This is a genomic window from Corynebacterium meitnerae, assembly GCF_027570075.1.
Classification (GTDB): domain Bacteria; phylum Actinomycetota; class Actinomycetes; order Mycobacteriales; family Mycobacteriaceae; genus Corynebacterium; species Corynebacterium meitnerae.
Genome location: NZ_JAKMUS010000003.1, coordinates 91,254 through 110,086, shown reverse-complemented (window position 1 = coordinate 110,086; position 18,833 = coordinate 91,254). Strand labels below are relative to the sequence as shown.

The 18,833-nt window shown below is 60.7% G+C and carries 14 protein-coding genes; 10 read left to right on the top strand and 4 right to left on the bottom strand.

The genetic code is table 11. The annotated features are described in order from the left end of the window. The first annotated feature begins 2 nt into the window (after window positions 1–2). Window positions 3–869: a hypothetical protein gene (locus L8U60_RS03105; protein WP_269964933.1), complete on the top strand. Its 867-nt coding sequence runs from the start codon at window positions 3–5 to the stop codon at window positions 867–869. Between the two features lie 379 nt (window positions 870–1,248). On the opposite strand, the gene L8U60_RS03100 is transcribed toward L8U60_RS03105, so the two are convergent. Beyond that, entirely contained in the window at window positions 1,249–2,103 is an 855-nt protein-coding gene (locus tag L8U60_RS03100) for a TetR/AcrR family transcriptional regulator (protein ID WP_269964932.1), read from the bottom strand. Between the two features lie 247 nt (window positions 2,104–2,350). Here L8U60_RS03100 and L8U60_RS03095 point away from each other — a divergent pair, with 247 nt between their 5' ends. The 6 genes from L8U60_RS03095 to L8U60_RS03070 all read left to right on the top strand — a co-directional run bounded on the left by L8U60_RS03095 (window position 2,351) and on the right by L8U60_RS03070 (window position 11,645). Next, the gene (locus L8U60_RS03095; protein WP_269964931.1) at window positions 2,351–3,334 is read left to right on the top strand and encodes a malate dehydrogenase; all 984 of its coding nucleotides are present in this window, start codon (window positions 2,351–2,353) and stop codon (window positions 3,332–3,334) included. Window positions 3,335–3,390: 56 nt separating this feature from the next. Beyond that, on the top strand, window positions 3,391–6,162 hold the full coding sequence (locus L8U60_RS03090; RefSeq protein ID WP_269964930.1) for a valine--tRNA ligase: 2,772 nt from the start codon (window positions 3,391–3,393) through the stop codon (window positions 6,160–6,162). A gap of 37 nt (window positions 6,163–6,199) precedes the next feature. Continuing rightward, window positions 6,200–7,645: a bifunctional tetrahydrofolate synthase/dihydrofolate synthase gene (gene folC / locus L8U60_RS03085; RefSeq protein WP_269965003.1), complete on the top strand. Its 1,446-nt coding sequence runs from the start codon at window positions 6,200–6,202 to the stop codon at window positions 7,643–7,645. Continuing rightward, on the top strand, window positions 7,645–8,112 hold the full coding sequence (locus tag L8U60_RS03080; protein WP_269964929.1) for a DUF4233 domain-containing protein: 468 nt from the start codon (window positions 7,645–7,647) through the stop codon (window positions 8,110–8,112). Before folC ends, L8U60_RS03080 begins: the two co-directional genes overlap by 1 nt. Window positions 8,113–8,283: 171 nt before the next feature. Beyond that, on the top strand, window positions 8,284–9,435 hold the full coding sequence (locus L8U60_RS03075) for an acetyl-CoA C-acyltransferase (RefSeq protein ID WP_269964928.1): 1,152 nt from the start codon (window positions 8,284–8,286) through the stop codon (window positions 9,433–9,435). 2 nt (window positions 9,436–9,437) lie between these two features. Next, window positions 9,438–11,645, top strand: a complete 2,208-nt coding sequence (locus L8U60_RS03070) for a 3-hydroxyacyl-CoA dehydrogenase/enoyl-CoA hydratase family protein (protein WP_269964927.1) — start codon at window positions 9,438–9,440, stop codon at window positions 11,643–11,645. 206 nt (window positions 11,646–11,851) lie between these two features. Here the strand turns inward: L8U60_RS03070 and L8U60_RS03065 are convergent, their stop codons facing one another. The 3 genes from L8U60_RS03065 to L8U60_RS03055 all read right to left on the bottom strand — a co-directional run bounded on the left by L8U60_RS03065 (window position 11,852) and on the right by L8U60_RS03055 (window position 15,947). Next, on the bottom strand, window positions 11,852–13,054 hold the full coding sequence (locus L8U60_RS03065; RefSeq protein ID WP_269964926.1) for an acyl-CoA dehydrogenase family protein: 1,203 nt from the start codon (window positions 13,052–13,054) through the stop codon (window positions 11,852–11,854). 5 nt (window positions 13,055–13,059) lie between these two features. Beyond that, window positions 13,060–14,253, bottom strand: coding sequence for an acyl-CoA dehydrogenase family protein (locus L8U60_RS03060; RefSeq protein ID WP_269964925.1), 1,194 nt, complete (start codon window positions 14,251–14,253; stop codon window positions 13,060–13,062). Between the two features lie 179 nt (window positions 14,254–14,432). After that, window positions 14,433–15,947: an AMP-binding protein gene (locus L8U60_RS03055; protein WP_269964924.1), complete on the bottom strand. Its 1,515-nt coding sequence runs from the start codon at window positions 15,945–15,947 to the stop codon at window positions 14,433–14,435. 148 nt (window positions 15,948–16,095) lie between these two features. On the opposite strand from L8U60_RS03055, the gene L8U60_RS03050 reads away from it, so the two are divergent. The 3 genes from L8U60_RS03050 to L8U60_RS03040 all read left to right on the top strand — a co-directional run bounded on the left by L8U60_RS03050 (window position 16,096) and on the right by L8U60_RS03040 (window position 18,731). Beyond that, on the top strand, window positions 16,096–16,413 hold the full coding sequence (locus tag L8U60_RS03050) for a hypothetical protein (RefSeq protein WP_269964923.1): 318 nt from the start codon (window positions 16,096–16,098) through the stop codon (window positions 16,411–16,413). Between the two features lie 20 nt (window positions 16,414–16,433). Continuing rightward, complete coding sequence (ndk, locus tag L8U60_RS03045) at window positions 16,434–16,844, top strand: nucleoside-diphosphate kinase (RefSeq protein WP_015381795.1); 411 nt, start codon at window positions 16,434–16,436, stop codon at window positions 16,842–16,844. Window positions 16,845–17,036: 192 nt separating this feature from the next. After that, window positions 17,037–18,731 (top strand): alkaline phosphatase D family protein, encoded by a 1,695-nt coding sequence (locus L8U60_RS03040; protein WP_269964922.1) that lies wholly within the window; start codon window positions 17,037–17,039, stop codon window positions 18,729–18,731. The last annotated feature ends 102 nt before the right edge of the window (window positions 18,732–18,833 follow it).

The following is an 18,833-nucleotide window of genomic DNA, read 5'->3' as shown; positions in this document are numbered from 1 at the left end:
TCATGCCAACTATCAATATTCCTGGTGTCGGCGCGGTCAGGCTTGACCAGATCGCCGGTGCAGTCTTGGGCGTTATTTCCATCCTTGCCCTCGTCCTTGGTCTCACCCTGGGCCTGAAGGACGGTAACGGCTCCTCCAACAACGGCAGCGGTGATGGCTCTTCTACGACCACCACCCCTGCAGCCCCGACGACGCCGACCACGCCGACGACCCCAACCACTCCGACGACTCCGACGACGCCGACTGAGGATCCGAAGCCGCCGCTGCCTCCGCGTCCGACGACCGATGCCCCGACCACCACGGAGCAGTCCGGCCCGTCCCGCCAGGAAGAGCTTGGCCTGAGTGATGCAGCTATCGGCGCTAAGGCGCAGCGCTTCAACCTTGACCTTGCGGGACGAGGTATCCCAGATAAGTCTGTTCGTTGGGCTTTCGCTGGCCTGCCGAAGATTGCGGAGCAGGAGCTGGAGGCTCGCGACACTCTGGACTTCAGCAAGGCGGTAAAGCCGAACAATATCGACGGCGTGGATATGCTCGCGTACCAGGCTGATGAGAAGACGGTTGTCTACTTCTACCGTGTTGATCTTGGCTTTGCCAACGAGTACAAGGGCAATTTCTTTAATCCGGAGACCGGCATGGGCGGTGACTGGTTGAAGAACATCCGCTGGGATATGCGCACGGCCTACGACGAGAACTACCACTACGTCGCTATCGCTACCCAGCTGAAGCCGGCGCCGAACCTGGAGGCAGGTAAGACCGCTGCGGAGTTTTCCAAGGCGCTTGCCTCTGACGTGATGCGCAAGTTGGGGCTGACGTCCCTGGCTGACTTCTTTGACAAGCTTCCGGTGAAGGTTGTTGAGAGCAACAAATAGGCTTAAGAAATAGGCTTAAGCCTTTTAACCGGCCACCTTGGTGTGCACCGTGTGCACCTTCGGGTGGGGTTAAGTAGCAAAAAGTGTGTCTGGTCCTCGGCTTGTTAGGTGTTAGCTGACCAGCACATGCACATCGGGTCTGGATAGGGTGTTCATCCTTATTCAGGCCCGTTTCGTATTTGTCCCGCTCAGCCTCTGGGCGCTCGCCTTCACGTACATCTGTGTAAAATTTTACATTGCGCCGGTAACTACCAAGCGGCAGAAATTTTCTACCAGGGGCTTTATCCGAGCCGATTTTTGCGATGTAAAATTTTACACACGCCCGGCGAAGGAAAGACCCAGAGCTAAACAAGACCCAGAGCTAAATAATTAAGCCGTTTTATTCGCCGGAGGGTTCGAGGTCGTCGTCGTAGATGTCGTCGATAAGCGGTTCGGCGATGGAGGTGCCGGAGAGGTAGTCCTTCGTGTAGCCGTCGTCATCAGAGTGGATGGCGTGAGGGGTGGCGGTGGTGTGGGTGAGGTAGGACTCATAGCCCGAGTCGGGGATGTTGGATGTGAGGAAAGTCAGAACAGCATCGATGGTTAGGCGGCGCATGCCCTCGGTATTGGTGGGGCTGAGCAAGTTGATGGCGCCGAATTCTTCGAGCGTGGTGTGGTTGCTCGTGCGGAAGAAACACAGGGAGGCGATGAGTACCACCACATCGGTAGCGCTGATGCCAGGGCGGAAAGCACCAACGTCCTGCCCCATGAGCAGGAGACGTTCGAGCTGCAGGATCACCTCGGATTCACTGCGCATGGACGTGACTTCGCCAGGGGTGAGCACCGGGTCGAGGTTCTCGCGCAGGAGCAAACGAATGGCCTCAGGGTTCTGCGCCATGCTGTGGTACAGCGCATCAACGAAACGGCGAATGCCTTCCACGGGTGCGGCGTAGGAACGCTCTAAGAAATCCTGCGGCGGGGAGAAGCCCCACGCAGCGCGGATGAGGCAGCGACGGTACAGCTCCTTTTTATCCCCGAAGTGGTAGTGGAGCATGCGCTTGGACATGCCTACTTCTTTGGCTATCGCATCTAGCTTCGTCGCGGAATAACCATCGGCCGCGAAGTGGGACATAGCGACGGTGAGGGCGCGGTCGAGGTCAGCTTTGTTTGCGCCCTCTGCCGCCCCTTCAGGAGCAGCAGAGCCCGCGGATGCAATCCCATCCGGGTGGGCACCGCCGGCACCGGGTTCCGTCACGTCGTTGTCCTTTACTTCCAGTTCTGTCGAGTTGTGTTCCGTGACATTTAGTTGAAAAGGTCACTGTTGTTCATCGTGCCTAACAGCGGGTGGTTTTGTCGCTTACATCGCGCTAGGTGGGGCAGTGGTTGGGGAAAAGCCCTAGAGTTTCGGGGGTAGCATGGGGCATGTAGATGGTCCGGATGCGCCTATTCGGGGGTATGCGGCCATGCACGGTACCCAAGCGGCCCAACACCTAGGAGGAGATATGACCACCACACCGAAGAAGGTCAAAGTCACCGTCACCGGCGCTGCCGGCAACATTGCGTACTCGTTGCTGTGGCGAATCGGGGCAGGCGAGGTCTTCGGCCCCGACACGATCGTGGACCTAGCGCTGCTGGAGGTGCCGGGCCACGTAGGCAACGCGGAAGGTGTTGCCATGGAGCTGTCCGATTCCGCGCTGGAGCGCGTGGGCAACATCACGGTGACGGATGATGCGGCGAAGGCCTTTGATGGTGCGAATGCGGCGTTCCTCGTCGGCGCGAAGCCGCGCGGTAAGGGCGAGTCGCGTGCGGACATGCTGCAGGCGAATGGCCAGATCTTCATCGGCCAGGGTCGTGCGATCAATGACCATGCAGCAGATGATGTGCGTGTCCTCGTGGTGGGTAACCCGGCGAATACGAATGCGTACATCGCTAACAAGGCAGCGCCGGATGTTGCTGCGGAGCACTTCAATGCGCTCATGCGCCTGGACCACAACCGTGCGATCTCGATGCTGTCGCAGAAGCTGGGTAAGCACTCCAGCGAGTTTGAGAACATCGCGGTGTGGGGCAACCACTCGGACACCCAGTTCCCGGATATTGCGTATGCCACGGTGGAAGGTCAGCCGGTGAAGGATCTGGTGGATGAGGCCTGGTACGTCGATGAGTTCATCCCGCGCGTGGCTAAGCGTGGTGCGGAGATCATTGAGGTCCGCGGTCGTTCTTCCGCTGCGTCCGCCGCATCCGCAGCTGTTGATCACATGCGTGATTGGGTTGCTGGGACGGAAGGGAAGTGGGCGACGACGGCGGTGCCGTCGACAGGCAGCTACGGCGTTGATGAGGGGCTGGTCTTCGGCTTCCCGGCCATCGCGCGTGATGGCCGCTGGTCCGTCGTTGAGGGCCTTGAGCTGACTGATTTTCAGCGCGCACGCATCAACGCGAATGTGGAGGCTCTGCGCGAGGAAGCAGCGATCGCAGACCGCCTGTTCTAGGGGGCTTTGCTTAGCGACGAGTCCCGGAAAACCAGCCCACGTTAAACTATTTAACCGTGACTGACACTTCCGGGACTTTTAGCGCATTCAATGAGAGCCTTATCGGCGTCAACCGGGCAGACAGCCTGCCCAAGAGTTGGGAGCCGCAAGAGCTTGAACAGGGTATTTACGATGATTGGGTAGCGCGCGGCTACTTCACGGCGGATCCGTCGTCGGAGAAGCCTGCGTACTCGATTGTGCTGCCCCCGCCGAACGTGACGGGTCAGCTGCACATGGGTCACGCGTTGGACCACACCCTGATGGATTCCCTGGTGCGCCGTAAGCGTATGCAGGGATATGAGGTCCTGTGGCTGCCGGGCATGGACCACGCGGGCATTGCTACGCAGACCAAGGTCGAAGCCATGCTCAAGGAGACCGAGGGCAAGGACCGCTACGACTACGGGCGTGAGGAGTTCATCTCGCGCGTGTGGGAGTGGAAGGAAAAATACGGCGGCACCATCACGTCGCAGATGCGCGCGATCGGCGATTCCGTCGATTGGTCGCGTGAGCGCTTCACGCTCGATGAGGGCCTGAACCGCGCTGTGGTGACCATCTTCAAGCAGCTTTACGACGCGGGCATGATCTACCGCGATTACCGCCTGGTCAACTGGTCGCCGGTGCTGGAGACCGCGGTCTCGGACATCGAGGTCGTGTACAAGGATGTCGAGGGCGAATTCGTCTCCATCCGCTACGGCTCGCTGAATGACGATGAGCCGCACCTCATCGTTGCCACCACCCGTGTGGAAACGATGCTGGGTGACGTGGCTATCGCCGTCCACCCGGATGATGAGCGCTACCAGCACCTCGTCGGTGAGAAATTCCCGCACCCATTCCGTGATGATCTGACCATTGAGGTCATCGCTGATGATTACGTGGACATGGAGCTGGGTACCGGTGCGGTGAAGATCACTCCGGCGCACGATCCGAATGACTACGAAATGGGCCTGCGCCACAACTTGGACATGCCGATCATCATGGACAAGACCGGTCACATTGCGAACACCGGGACCCAGTTCGATGGCATGGATCGCTTCGAAGCCCGCGTGCGAGTTCGTGAGGCGTTGGCGGAGCAAGGTCGCATTGTCAAGGAAGTGCGACCGTACGTCCACTCCGTCGGCCACTCTGAGCGCACCGGTGAGCCGATTGAGCCACGCCTGTCCCTGCAGTGGTTCGTCAAGGTGGACGAGCTCGCCCGCATGTCGGGTGAGGCTGTCCGTGAGGGCGACACTGTTATCCACCCGCAGTCCCTGGAGAAGCGCTACTTCGACTGGGTGGACAACATGCACGACTGGACCATTTCACGCCAGCTGTGGTGGGGCCACCGCATCCCGATCTGGTACGGCCCGGAAGATGAAAACGGTGAGCGCGACATCATCTGCCTCGGCCCGGATGAAGAGGCGCCAGAAGGCTACGAGCAGGACCCAGACGTTCTGGATACCTGGTTCTCGTCTGCGCTGTGGCCGTTCTCCACGATGGGTTGGCCGGACAAGACCCCGGAGCTGGAGAAGTTCTACCCAACGACGGTGCTGGTCACCGCTTACGACATTCTCTTCTTCTGGGTTGCCCGCATGATGATGTTCGGCACCTTCGCCGGTATCGAAACCCCTGAAATCCTTGGGGTCGGAGCGGAGCGTAGGCCCCAAGTTCCATTCGATAATATCTTCCTCCACGGCCTCGTCCGCGATGAGAAGGGCCGGAAGATGTCCAAGTCCTTGGGCAACGGCATCGACCCGATGGACTGGGTGCGCGATTATGGTGCGGACGCGCTGCGCTTCGCCCTTGCACGCGGCGCTAACCCGGGCATTGACCTGCCGATTGGCGATGACAACGCGGCATCGGCCCGTAACTTCGCCACCAAGCTCTACAACGCCACCAAGTTCGCGCTCATGAACGGCGCTGCACTCGGGGCGTTGCCCGAGCGAAGTGAACTGACGGACGCAGACCGGTGGATTCTGGATCGCCTCGAGACCGTGCGCGGTGACGTGGATAAGCTTCTCGACGACTACCAGTTCTCCAAGGCCAACGAAGAGCTCTACCACTTCGCATGGGATGAGCTGTGTGACTGGTACTTGGAGATTGCCAAGACCCAGATCCCGCGAGATGCCGCTGAGGCGACACCTGCGGAGCAGGAGCGTGGCCGCACCACCCAGATCGTGCTTGGCCGCGTCCTCGACGTGGTGCTGCGCCTGCTGCACCCGACGATGCCGTTTGTTACCGAGGTGCTGTGGAAGGCGCTGACGGAGAAGGACTCCCTGTGCCTGGCGCCGTGGCCGACCGCGGAGGACACCAATGGTGGGGCAGAGGTCGATGAGACCGCACAGCGTCGTATTGAGGATGCCGTGAAGCTCATCACCGAGCTGCGCCGCTTCCGTTCTGACCAGGGTGTGAAGCCCTCTCAGAAGGTTCCGGCCCAGATTGATTTCGCTGCGGCTGACCTGGCTGGCCAGGAGGACATGGTTCGCTCCATCGCGAAGGTGGAGGCGCCGGGGGATGGTTTCACGTCGTCTGCGAGCGTCGAAATGCGTTTGAGCACCGTCACCCTGGACGTGGCGCTGGATACCTCTGGCACCGTCGATATTGCGGCGGAGCGCAAGCGCCTGGAGAAGGAACTCGCGGCAGCTCAGAAGGAGCTGGACACCACCGGCAAGCAGCTGGGCAACGAGAACTTCCTAGCTAATGCGCCGGCTGAGGTTGTGGAGAAGATCAAGGCCCGCCAGCAGATCGCGCAGGAAGAGTCGGCCCGCCTCACCGCACGCCTGGAGTCTTTGCCAGCTCAAGGAGCGAAGTAGCGTGGCCCACGACGAGGACGCGAACTACGAGGTCCGGATGGACGAAGATGGCTTCGTCCTGGACTTGGGTGGGGGAGAGGACGCGGGGGCGTCGACAAGCGAAGACGCCATCGAACGCCCCGTGGCCGACGGCGACCTAGCTGAGCTTGCTCGCGTTGAGGCGGAGCTGCTCGCGCGCTGGCCGGAGACGAAGATTGATCCGAGTCTGGAGCGCATTGAGCTGCTCATGGACCTGCTGGGGCACCCCGAGCAGACCTACAAAGTCATCCATGTGGCGGGCACGAACGGCAAAACCTCCACGGTGCGGATGATTGAATCGCTGCTGCGTGCTTTCGGTGCGCGCGTGGGGCGGACGACGAGCCCGCACCTGCAATCCATCACAGAACGCGTGGGCATTGATGGTGAGCCGATCCACCCGGCAGATTTCGTGCGCATCTACGACGAGATCAAACCGTTCGTGGAGATGGTGGACGCGCAAAGCGATCACCCAATGTCCTATTTCGAGGTCACCGTGGCCATTGCGCTGGCTGCTTTTGCCGACGCCCCCGTGGACATCGCCGTCGTCGAAGTAGGAATGGGTGGCCGCTGGGATGCGACGAATGTGGTGCGCGCGGACGTGGATGTGATCACTCCCGTTGGGCTGGACCACACGGATTATCTTGGCGACACCTTGGCGGAGATTGCTGGGGAGAAAGCCGGGATCATCACCAACCCCGAATCCATCACCGTGGTGGCTAACCAGGACCCCGAAGCAATGCGCGTGATCTTGGAACGCACCGTGGAAATGGGCACTGCTGTCGCACGCCTTGATCAGGAATTCGGCGTGGAATCCGCGGCCGTTGCCGTTGGCGGTCAAACCGTGACGCTGCGTGGACTTTCTGGCACGTTTGAGGAGATTTTCCTGCCGCTGTCCGGCCCACACCAGGCACGCAATGCCGCTGTGGCTTTGGCCGCAGTGGAAGCATTCTTCGGTGCGGGCAGTGGACGCCAGCTCGACGCGGAGATCGTGCGCGCCGGGTTTGCTAACGCGATCTCGCCTGGCCGTTTGGAGCGCGTGCGGTCCACGCCCACGACGTTCATTGATGCCACCCACAACCCCCACGGGGCACAGGCGTTGGCCGCTGCGTTGGCCAATGACTTCGATTTCGCTCGCCTGATCGGCGTCTTAGGCATCCTTGGGGACAAGGATGCCCTGGGCGTGCTGCAGGCACTGGAGCCGGTGTTGAGTGAAGTGGTGATCACCCAAAACTCCTCCCCACGCGCGACGGATGCCTATGAACTGGCGGAAATCGCCCGCGACGTCTTTGGTGAAGAACGCGTCCACGTGGAGGAACATCTCCCATCCGCATATACGCTGGCTGTGGAATTAGCTGAAGAGGCGCTCGAAGCTGTTGGCGTGCAATCCGGCTCCGGTGTGATCATCACCGGCTCGGTTGTCACTGCCGGTGAAGCCCGCGCAATGTTTGGAAAGGACCCTGAGTAATGGCCCGCACGTTCCGCACCGATAAGACCGATAAGACCGATAAGAACGGCCCGGCAGAATACGGACCGCTTGGCCCCGGATCCGAGCCGGTCAAGGACCCGATCAAGGGGTTGTCCGGGGTGTTGTCCGGCACCCTGATCATGGAGTCCATAACCATCCTGCTGTGCCTCACAGTCATTCTGAAGATCAACGACGGTGAACTGTGGACAACATTCAACTGGGTCTTTATCACCGTGATGGGGCTGGTGCACTTCTTTGTTGCTTTCATCCAGCGTCGCCCGTGGGCACTGTGGCTTGATATTGCGCTGCAGGTCCCACTGATCATCCCCGGTTTTTTCATTCACTGGTCCGTCGGCGCGGTGGGCGTGATGTTCGGTATCGTCTGGTTCCTCATCGTGAAAATGCGCGCTGATATTTTGGAGCGCCAGCGCCGTGGCCTGCTTGTTACCCAGCACTTGGGTACGTAGTGAGAGGTCTTGTAGTGGCCTTTTAAATGTCTTTTTTGGGTGGCGGGGGCACCCAAAAAATGTGATCGGGGATACGTAGCCCTAAAAAAGTGATCTAGGTTCGGTACTCCTGTGTGATCTTCCCTATACTTGTGAAGATGTGTAATCCAACACAATTAATAAAGGAGATCCATGACTGAGCCGATTTACATCACCCAGGCCAAGCGCACCCCGATTGGCACCTTCGGTGGTTCCCTGTCCCGGATGGCCACCATCGATCTTGGCACCCACCTTGCCAAGGCCCTCATTGAATCTTCCGGTGTTTCGGCGGACCAGTTCGATTCCGCTGTGTGGGCCAACGTTGTCACCACCATCCCGCGCGACAACTACACCTCCCGCGCAGTGTCGCTGGAGGCTGGCATGCCGCAGAGCTCCCACGCATACGGCGTGAACCGTCTGTGTGGCTCCGGTGTCCAGGCCATCATCTCCGCTGCACAGCAGCTGATCACGGGTGATGCGAAGCTCTCCATCGCCGGTGGTGTGGAGGTCATGTCCCAGGCGCCGTACTCCGTTGACGGTATGCGTCAGGGCCGCAAGATGGGCGATGGTCGTCTGATTGACTGGCTGACCGGCGCGCTGACGGACCCGATGGGCAACGGTGGCATGGGCATCACCGCGGAGAACATCGCTGAGAAGTTCGGCATCTCCCGCGAGCGCCAGGACGAGTACGCACTGCAGTCCCAGGAGCGCGCAGCCGCTGCTATTGCCAACGGCGAGTTCGTGGACCAGATCGTTCCGGTTGGTGAGTTCACCACTGACGAGCACCCGCGTCAGACCACGCTGGAGAAGCTCGCCGGCCTGCGCCCGACCTTCAAGAAGGACGGCACCGTCACCGCTGGTAACGCGTCCGGCATTAATGACGCTGCGGCGGCCACCGTCATGACCACCGAGACCGGCCTCAAGGAATTCGGTCTCGAGCCGCTGGCCAAGGTTGTGTCCTGGGGTCTCGCTGGCTGCGACCCGGCAACGATGGGCCTCGGTCCGGTCGGCGCTGTTCCGAAGACACTGGCCAAGGCTGGCCTGGATCTGAAGGACATCAAGTTCATCGAGTCCAACGAGGCATTCGCTGCGCAGTGCATCGCTGTTGCTGACCAGCTTGGCTTCGACAATGAGAAGACCAACGTCCAGGGTGGCGCTATCGCACTTGGCCACCCGATCGGCGCCACCGGCGTCATTCTGACCACCAAGCTCATCCACCAGCTGAAGAACGCTGGTGGCGGCTACGGCCTCGTCACCGCTTGCATCGGTGGCGGCCAGGGCATCGCACTCGTACTGGAGGTTTAAATATGGCAGTGAATGACATCAAGACCGCAGCTGTTCTCGGCGCTGGCTCCATGGGTGCTGGTATCGCCGCACACATGGCTAACGCTGGCATCAAGGTTCACCTCCTCGACCTGCCGGTCGAAGGTGCTGAAGGCGATGAGCGCAACGCTCGCGCCCAGAACGGCATTGATACCCAGATCAAGCGCTACGGCTTCCAGCGCCCGGAGTACGCCAAGCTGGTCACCCCGGGTAACACCGAGGACCACCTGGACCGTCTCGGTGAGGTTGACTGGATCGTTGAGGCTGTCTTCGAGGACATCAACGTCAAGCGCGACACCTTCGCCAAGGTCGACGCGCACCGTAAGCCGGGCACCCCGGTGTCGTCCAACACGTCCACCATCCCGCTCGAGGTTCTGCTCGGCGAGGCATCGGATGAGTTCAAGCGTGACTTCTCCATCACCCACTTCTTCAACCCGCCGCGCGTGATGCGCCTTGTGGAGTACGTCGAAGGCCCGGACACCTCCGCTGAGGTCAACGAGCAGATGCACCACGTGCTGGAGCGTCAGATGGGCAAGGTCGTGGTGGATTGCCGCGATACCCCGGGCTTCATTGCCAACCGAATTGGTAACTTCTGGATGGCAGCTGGTGCCAAAACCGCTTTCGACCAGGGTATTAAGCCGGAGCAGGCAGACGTCGCATTTGGCCGTCCGTTTGGCGTTCCGCGCACCGGCATCTTCGGCCTGTTCGACTACGTGGGTATCCAGCTCGTCCCCGGTATTTGGGGCTCCCTGCTGAAGGCGCTGCCACAGTCGGATGCGTACCACGACTACAACATCGTGGAGCGCGACGAGTTCAAGACCTTGCTGGACAAGGGCTTTACTGGCCGCACGGCCGAGTCCGGCTTCTTCCGCGGCCGCGATGAGGTCTACGACTTCGCCGCCGGCGATTACCGCCCGAAGGAGTCCTTCGAGGTTCCCAAGGATGCCAAGGAGCTCATGGAATCCGGCACTCCTGAGGGCAACTACGCTAAGGAAGTCTTTAAGGTCTTCATCAAGTATTGCTGCGACACTGCGCCGGAAATCGCGGATTCTGTCGACCAGATCGACATTGCCATGCAGCTCGGCTACGGCTGGAAGCAGGGCCCATTCCAGCTCGCGGATTCCATCGGGCTGGACTATGTTGCATCGCTTTTCGACGATGTCCCGTCCCTCCTCGCCGCCGCCAAGACCGCTGGTGGTTTCTACGCTGACGGCAAGGTGCTGGGCACCAACGGCACCCTGACCGACCTGCCGGCCCGCGAAGGTGTCATCCGCGTGGCTGACCTGGTCGCTGGTGCTGAGGAGATCGCTGGCAACGCCGATGCGTCTGTGTACAAGCTCACCGATGGTGATTACGCAGGCTTCGGTGTCTTCGTGTACAAGACCCCGATGAACTCCAACTCCAACAATGTCACGGAGCTGCTTACCCACGCTGGTGAGTGGGACATCAAGGGCCTGGTCATTGCCAACGATGAGGAGCGTGCCTTCTCCGCTGGCGCTGACCTGGGCACCCTGGCTAAGCTCTCCGGCCCGGAGGGCGACAATGAGGAGCTGGCCCGCACCATCAAGCAGGGTATTGACGGCTTCCGCGCACTGCGCGGTGCCCCGTACCCGGTGGTTGGCGCTGTCCGTGGCGTTGCCCTCGGCGGCGGCATGGAGATTCTCCTGCACACCGACGCTTCCGTCATCCACGCAGAGACCCGCGTTGGCTTCCCGGAGCGCAACGTCGGCCTGTTCCCGGCATGGTCGGGCCCGGTGCGTCTGTTGGAGCGCCTGGTGGACCTGGGTGTGCCGAACCCGCACAAGGTTGCGTTCGACGCACTGCTGGGCACCGTCAAGCCGGTTCCTGCCATCAACATCGACTTCTGGCGCAAGGATGACCAGCTCATCCAGTCCCCGGACCACGTTGTTGAAGGCGCACTGGCCCTGGTGAAGAAGCTCGCCGAGGGCTACTCCGCCCCGGCTGAGGCACAGCTCCCGCTGACCACTGAGACCCTCGAGTACACCGAAGGTTCTGACACCGACAAGGCGATCGGCGAGGCCCTCGCTTCCGTCTACGCCGGTGAAGGCACTGCGGACGAGGACGAGCTTGGCCGCCGTCAGGTTGAGGCTGCAGCCAAGGTCCTGGCGCGTCAGGAAAACCACGACCGCGCAGTGGCTATGGCCACCACGCGTCGCCCGCTGAACAACTAACGTTCAACGCCTCAGGCCGGCCCCGAGTTTTCTTCGGGAGCCGGCCTTTTTACTTCCTCTGGTTCGAGAAATCTCGCATTGCAGGAATGGCGAGCTGGGGGAATCGAGGGTGAAAAATTCCAATTCGTCAGAAATATCGAACGGGACCCTACGGAAATGCCCCTGGCCTATTCAAAGTCCAGGGGCATTGTGCGCCGTAGGAACCGTTATGAGCGGTACGCGCTCACGCCGGTGATCGACTTGCCCACGATGAGGGACTGCATTGTGTCAGTGCCCTCGTAGGTGTGCAGAGACTCGATGTCAGCGTGGTGTCGTGCCACATCGTTCTCCAGCAGGATGCCTACGCCACCGAACATGTCGCGTGCGTCGGCGGACACCTTGCGGGCACCGCGGGTGTTGTGCACCTTGGCTAGGGCTGCCTGCTTCTCGTTGAGTTCGCCGGCTTCCTCAAGTTCGAGAAGGCGACGGCAGTACAGCGCCATAGAGGTGACTTCCTGCAGCATGTCAGCGAGGCGCTGCTGGATGATCTGGTTCTTCACCAGCGGGCGGCCGAACTGGACGCGGCGCTGGGCGTAGTCAAGCGCCTTCTCGTAGCAGTCAATCGCCATGCCGAGCGCCACCCATGCGACAGCGATGCGGGTACCGGTGAGCACCTTCGCGGTGTCGCGGAAGGAGTGGGAGTTCGGCAGACGGCGGTCATCCGAAACACGCACGTTGTTCAGCTTGATGTGTGCCTGCGGGATACCGCGCAGGGAGGCCTTGCCCACGATGGTTTCCGCCTCATACCCATCCTGGTCCTGGTCCACGATGAAGCCCTTGACCTCACCGTCTTCCTCATCGCGTGCCCACACGATGGTGATGTGGCCGACGGAACCGTGGCCGATCCACTTCTTCTCACCGTTGATGACCCACTCGTCGCCCTCGCGGCGAGCCGAGGTTTCCAAACCGATGGAGTCGGAACCGTGATCAGGCTCGGTCAGCGCGAAGGCACCGCGGATCTCCATGCGGGACATCGGGCCCAGGTACTTGGCCTTCTGCTCCTCGGAACCACACATGTCGATCGAGCGCATGGCCAGACCGGACTGCACGATGTGCGCGGTGGCCGTCGATGCGTCCGTACGCGCGAATTCCATCTGGATCAGGCGGTTCGCACGGATGGAAATCCCCGGCTTGCCGTCGATGGAGATGCCATCGGTGACAAGGCCGCGGCGTGCCGCTTCCTCAACACCGGGGATGTTGTACTCGGCCTTCTCCCACGCCTCATTGATGGAGGGGCGGGCGAATTCCATAAATTCGCGGGCTTTCTTCCACCACTCCAGATCCTCGCCATCAACATCGGCGAAGACCTGGTAGTAGTCCGTCTTCGGGTCCAGCAGTGCTGCGACCTCGTTTACATTCTGATCTGCCATGGCGATTAACCTGCGAATGCGCCGACGCCGGTGATGGACTTGCCCACGATGAGGGACTGCATGGTGTCGGTGCCCTCGTAGGTGTGCAGAGCCTCGATGTCGGCGTGGTGGCGTGCCACGTCGTTCTCGAGCAGGATGCCCACGCCGCCGAACATGTCGCGTGCGTCAGCGGAGATCTTGCGTGCGGCACGGGTGCAGTGAACCTTCGCCAGGGCTGCCTGCTGCTCGGTGAGCTGGCCGGACTCCTCAAGCTCGAGGAGGCGACGGCAGTACAGGAAGATGGAGGTCAGGTCCTGCAGCATGTCAGCGAGACGCTGCTGGATGATCTGGTTCTTCACCAGCGGGCGGCCGAACTGGACGCGGCGCTGTGCGTAGTCGAGCGCCTTCTCGTAGCAGTCGGTGGCAAGACCAAGCGATGCCCATGCGACGGACACGCGCGTGCCGGCCAGGACCTTCGCGCAGTCGCGGAAGGAGTTCGCGCCCGGCAGACGGCGGTCATCGGAAACGCGCACGTTGTTCAGCTTGATGTGTGCCTGCGGGATGCCGCGCAGCGATGCCTTACCGACGATCGTCTCCGCCTCGTAGCCCTCCTGGTCCTGGTCCACGATGAAGCCCTTGACCTGACCATCGGCGGTGTCGCGTGCCCAGACGATGGCGATGTGGCCGACGGAGCCGTGGCCGATCCACTTCTTCTCGCCGTTGATGACCCACTCGTCACCATCCTTCTCAGCGGTGGTCTCCAGAGCAATGGAGTCGGAGCCGTGATCCGGCTCGGTCAGTGCGAATGCACCGCGGATCTCCAGGTGGCACATCGGCTTCAGGTACTTAGCCTTCTGCTCCTCAGAGCCGCACATGGCGATGGACTGCATTGCCAGGCCGGCCTGGACGCCGAAAGCGGTGCCCAAGGATGCGTCGACACGCGCGAACTCAAACGCCATCAGGCGGGCAGCGCGCACGGACATGTGCGGCTCGCCTTCGATCTCAATAGCGTCGCGGAACAGGCCACGCTTACCGGCTTCAGCGACGACAGGGATCTGGTACTCGGCCTTTTCCCACCCCTCATTGATGTAGGGGCGGGCGAACTCGCCGAACTCGCGGGCCTTCTTCCACCACTCAAGGTCCTCACCATCAATATCGGCGAATACCTGGTAGTAGTCAGTCTTCGGGTCGAGCAGTTCGTGGACTGGGTTGTCAGCCATGAGTTCCTCTTTCTTCGATTCCGGGGGAGGTTTCGCCCCGTGAATGTGGAGCAAAACCATAACGCCTTCAATTGTGACTTATGTCGCAGATGTTTACAAATGAATTCGAGGCAATTTTTGTGGGATTTCTCGCACTCATTGTCACGAATGCGTCGTCCGGATGAAAGTGAGAGCTTCGGCTAGGCCTCCAAAGGAATAAGGCGCAGGTCTTTGCGCAGAATCTTGCCGGTCGGGTTCTTGGGAATCTGGTCGAGGAATGTCACGGCACGCACCTTCTTATAGGGGGTGACGCGCTCCGCGACCCAGTCCATGAGTTCGTCCTCCGTGAGTTCGGCGCCCTCCTGCAGAACGACGAATGCACGCGGAATTTCAAGGCCGTCACGGTCAACGCCGACCACACCCGCGTCCGCAATCGCTTCGTGAGTGAGCAGCAGTGCTTCGAGTTCGGCGGGGGCGACTTGGTAGCCCTTGTATTTGATCACTTCTTTCGCGCGGTCGACGATGTAGAAGAACCCGTCCTCGTCCACGCGTGCAACATCTCCGGTGCGGAGCCAGCCACCATCAACGAATGCTTCACTGGTGGCTTCTTTGTCATTCAGGTAGCCCTGCATGACTTGCGGGCCGCGGACAAGTAGCTCGCCGGCCTCACCCTGGGGGACGTCTTCAAGGGTGTCGATGTCCACGATGCGACACTCCGTGTTGGGGACGGGCAGTCCAATGGAGCCTGGGTTGTTCTGCCCTTTAATGCCGATATTCACGGCGGGTGACGTTTCTGTCATCCCGTACCCCTGCACGCAATCGGTATCGATGCGGCGTTCGACCGCGCGCGCGACTTCCTCATCCAGTGGGGCAGCGCCGGAGAACATGAGTCGGTTTGCGGCGAAGCCTTCGGCGGTGACAGCTGGGTGCTTGGCCAATGCGACGGCCATCGGTGGGGCAATGAATGTCATCTCAATGCCATGCTCGCCGTGGGCATGCAGGAACACATCAAGGTCGAACTTCGGCATTGTGTAAATGTGCGCGCGCTGCAACATGGGGGTGAGAAGCAGTGCCGTCATGCCGTAAATGTGAGAGAAGGGGAGGGGAGACAGGGTCTTCGTGTGCAACCCAATGTCGTTCTTCTCTAGCATGTAGCGCGCCTGCAGCACGTTGGAGGTGAGGTTGCTGTGCGTGAGCATGACGCCCTTCGGTAAGCCGGTCGTGCCGGAGGAGAAAGGTACCGATGCCAGGGTATTACCATCAACGTGGACATCAGGAGCGAGCAATTGCTTATCGACGATCTCTTCTAGCTCGTAGTCCCACACATGCTCTCCACGCCCGATATCGGACACTCCGATGAAGAGATCTGCGCCGGCCATGTCCGCGACTTTCTCAACGTCCTCGGGGTTCATTAGGACGCCGATCGGGTTGACAGTCGCGCCGGCGCGCAAAATACCAAAGAGTGCGACGGCAAAGTTGATGGAATTGGGGATCTGTAGGGAGACAACGCTGCCTGGCCCAATGTCACGCGAGGCGAGATAACCAGCCACGGCATCGGCTCTGTTCTTCAGCTCGCCATAGGTGACGGTGTTGCCTGTGGTTAGTTCCGTGAGTGCAATACGTTCGGAATCTTCGGGGCGTAGATCGTGGAAGATGAGGTCATAGACGGACCCGTCGAAAAGCTCGATGTCTGGGTACGGGCTGGTGAAGATCATGATGATCCTTTCGGTATTGCGGACAGGCATTTCACAAAAGGAAAATGTTAGTTTTGCAAAATGTTCTGCCCATTGTGACGGCCATCGCACAATTCCGCACTAAAAAAGCCAATATTTTTCATAATTGATTCCGGGTATTCTGTGGCTCATGAAAGCTGGTTCCCTCGCTCTCGCCGCCGCCTTGTCGTTGGCCGCGATCGTCCTCGTGTTCGTAGACCTTCCCCGCTGGATCGCGTTGTTGCTGGTGGTGGCTGCTGGCGTGTTCCTGTTCATCGGGCTGCGCGACAAATATCGCGCGTACAGTGCCCGGGAGAGTACGCCGATCGAGCTCGACGATGAACAGCGCGACACCATCTCCCGCCTGAAGGCGGAGGGGCGTGAGGATTCGGCGATCCGGCAGGTGCAGTTGTGGTTTCGGAACACGAGCTACGACGAGGCGGCAGCTGTTGTGCGCGACATTGATTAGCAGGCGGTAGGGTTGAGGCCATGACTGAACGCACACTGATTCTGATTAAGCCGGACGGCGTCAAGAACGGCCACGTGGGAGAGATTATCTCCCGCATTGAGCGCAAGGGCCTGAAGCTCGTTGAGATGGACCTGCGTACCGCAGACCGCGCTACCGCTGAGAAGCACTACGAGGAGCACAAGGACAAGCCGTTCTTCGGCGAGCTCGTTGACTTCATCACCTCCGCACCGCTGGTTGCTGGCATCGTCGAGGGCGAGTCCGCTATCGCTGCATGGCGTCAGCTGGCCGGTGGCACCCACCCGGTTGAGGCTGCTACGCCGGGCACCATCCGTGGTGACTTCGCTCTGACCGTCGGTGAGAACGTGGTTCACGGCTCTGACTCTCCGGAGTCCGCTGAGCGCGAGATCGCTATCTGGTTCCCTAACCTCTAAGTGCGCGCCTGAAAGGCCCGCAGCAACACTTCAGTCCCCGCCGTGTGGTGGGGACTTTCTTTATGCCGAATCAACTCCAAAACGACGGCAGGGGAGCGCCTTGGTTACGCGTGCGTGAAAAATAGGGGAACTTTTGCGCTGGAGGGCTTCTACCGGTTGCAGGCGTGCTTGGCCGGTTCGACGCTAACGGGCATGTCTAAGAATCTCCCTCGTCGTCGTTTTCTCACCGGTTCCGCCGCGGTTGCTGCGGGCGCTGCTATTTCCCAGGCCGTTCCGGCGCAGGCACAGCTGTCTTCGTCCTCATCCGCGCTGTCCTCAGCGCGCCTGCCTAAGGAGTCCGCGCCGGCACCGTACGCGGCGTTTATGCACGGTGTTGCCTCCGGTGATCCGATTCCGAACTCGGTGATCATCTGGACCCGCGTCACGGTGTCCCCGGACGCGGTTCCGGGTTCCGGGGTTGGCGCGGATGTGGATGTGCGCTGGGAGATTGCCACCGACCGCGAGTTCACCAACGTTGTCCGCTCCGGCACGCAGCGCGCCTCCGCGAACACGGACCACACGGTCAAGGTTGATCCGAATGGCCTGCATCCGGGCACAAATTACTTCTTCCGCTTCCATTTCAACGGGCAGACCTCCCCGGTTGGCGCCACCCACACCGCGCCGGCGTTTGAGGCTGATCTGGAGCAGTACAACCTGGCCATCGCCTCCTGCGCCAACTACGAGTGTGGCTACTTCTCCGCCTACCGTGGCATGGCTGAGCGGGCAGAAGCCGGCGACATTGACCTCGTGGTCTTCCTCGGCGATTACATCTATGAGTACCCAACGGGGGAGTACGCCGGTAAGAGCGGTGTGTCTCGCCCGCACCACCCGGCGCATGAGATCACCACGCTCACTGATTACCGCACCCGCTACGGCCGTTACCGCACGGATGAGAATCTGCAGCGCGCGCACGCTGCCGCGCCGTGGGTTGTGGTGTGGGATGACCATGAGTCCGCGAATGACTCGTGGGATGGTGGCGCTGAAAACCACACTGAAGGTGCGGAAGGCACCTGGGATGTCCGTGAGAGCGCGGCACACCAGGCCTACTTCGAGTGGCTTCCGGTGCGCGGTGTGCGCCCGTCGGAAGGCGGCCACATCTACCGTTCCTACCGTTTTGGCAAGCTCATCCAGCTGACCATGATGGACCTGCGTACCTACCGTGACAAGCAGGAAAAGGTATTCAGCCCTGGCATCGATGCCGCTGATCGCTCCATGTTGGGTTCGGAGCAGTTCACGTGGCTCAAGGGGCAGGTGGAATCCGCTGTCACCGCGTGGAATGTTCTGGGTAATTCGGTCATGGTTTCGCCGATGGAGATCGGCCACCTGCCGCCGACCAGTTCGCAGAACCGCACCGCGAACCAGGTTCTCGATGACTTCACGCACAGCGCCGGCTTGGCCGTGAACACGGATCAGTGGGATGGCTACCGCTCCGAGCGTGCCTGCCTCTTCGAGCTGCTCAAGGACACCAAGCCGCACACCCTGTTTGTCACCGGTGACATTCACTCCGAGTGGGCCCACTCCGTCCAGCACAACGGCCGTGAGATTGGTGCGGAGATGGTGTGCACGTCCATCACTGCGCCGAATGTGGATGAGATTGTGACCACCTACACCAAGACCTACACCCCGGAGGACAACCCGATCACGCACCTCGTCGAGGGCGTCATGTACTCCGCCAACCCGTGGGTCAATCACGTGGACTTCGATTCCCATGGTTTCGGCATCGCACGCGTGCGCAAGGACCGCGTGATCATGGACTTCTTCCGTGTGTCGAATGTGGAGGATCCCGCAGCGCCGACCCGCCACGCCGTATCGCGCACGTGGGTCGCTGGCCAAGGTTTCCAGGCTTAAGCACTCTCGCTTATCGACGTTCCCACCGTCGCCCCACAAGCTGTGCCACAATAGGGGACAAGCTTTTAACACCCGTATCACCGTGCGGGCGTGAGCACGCAG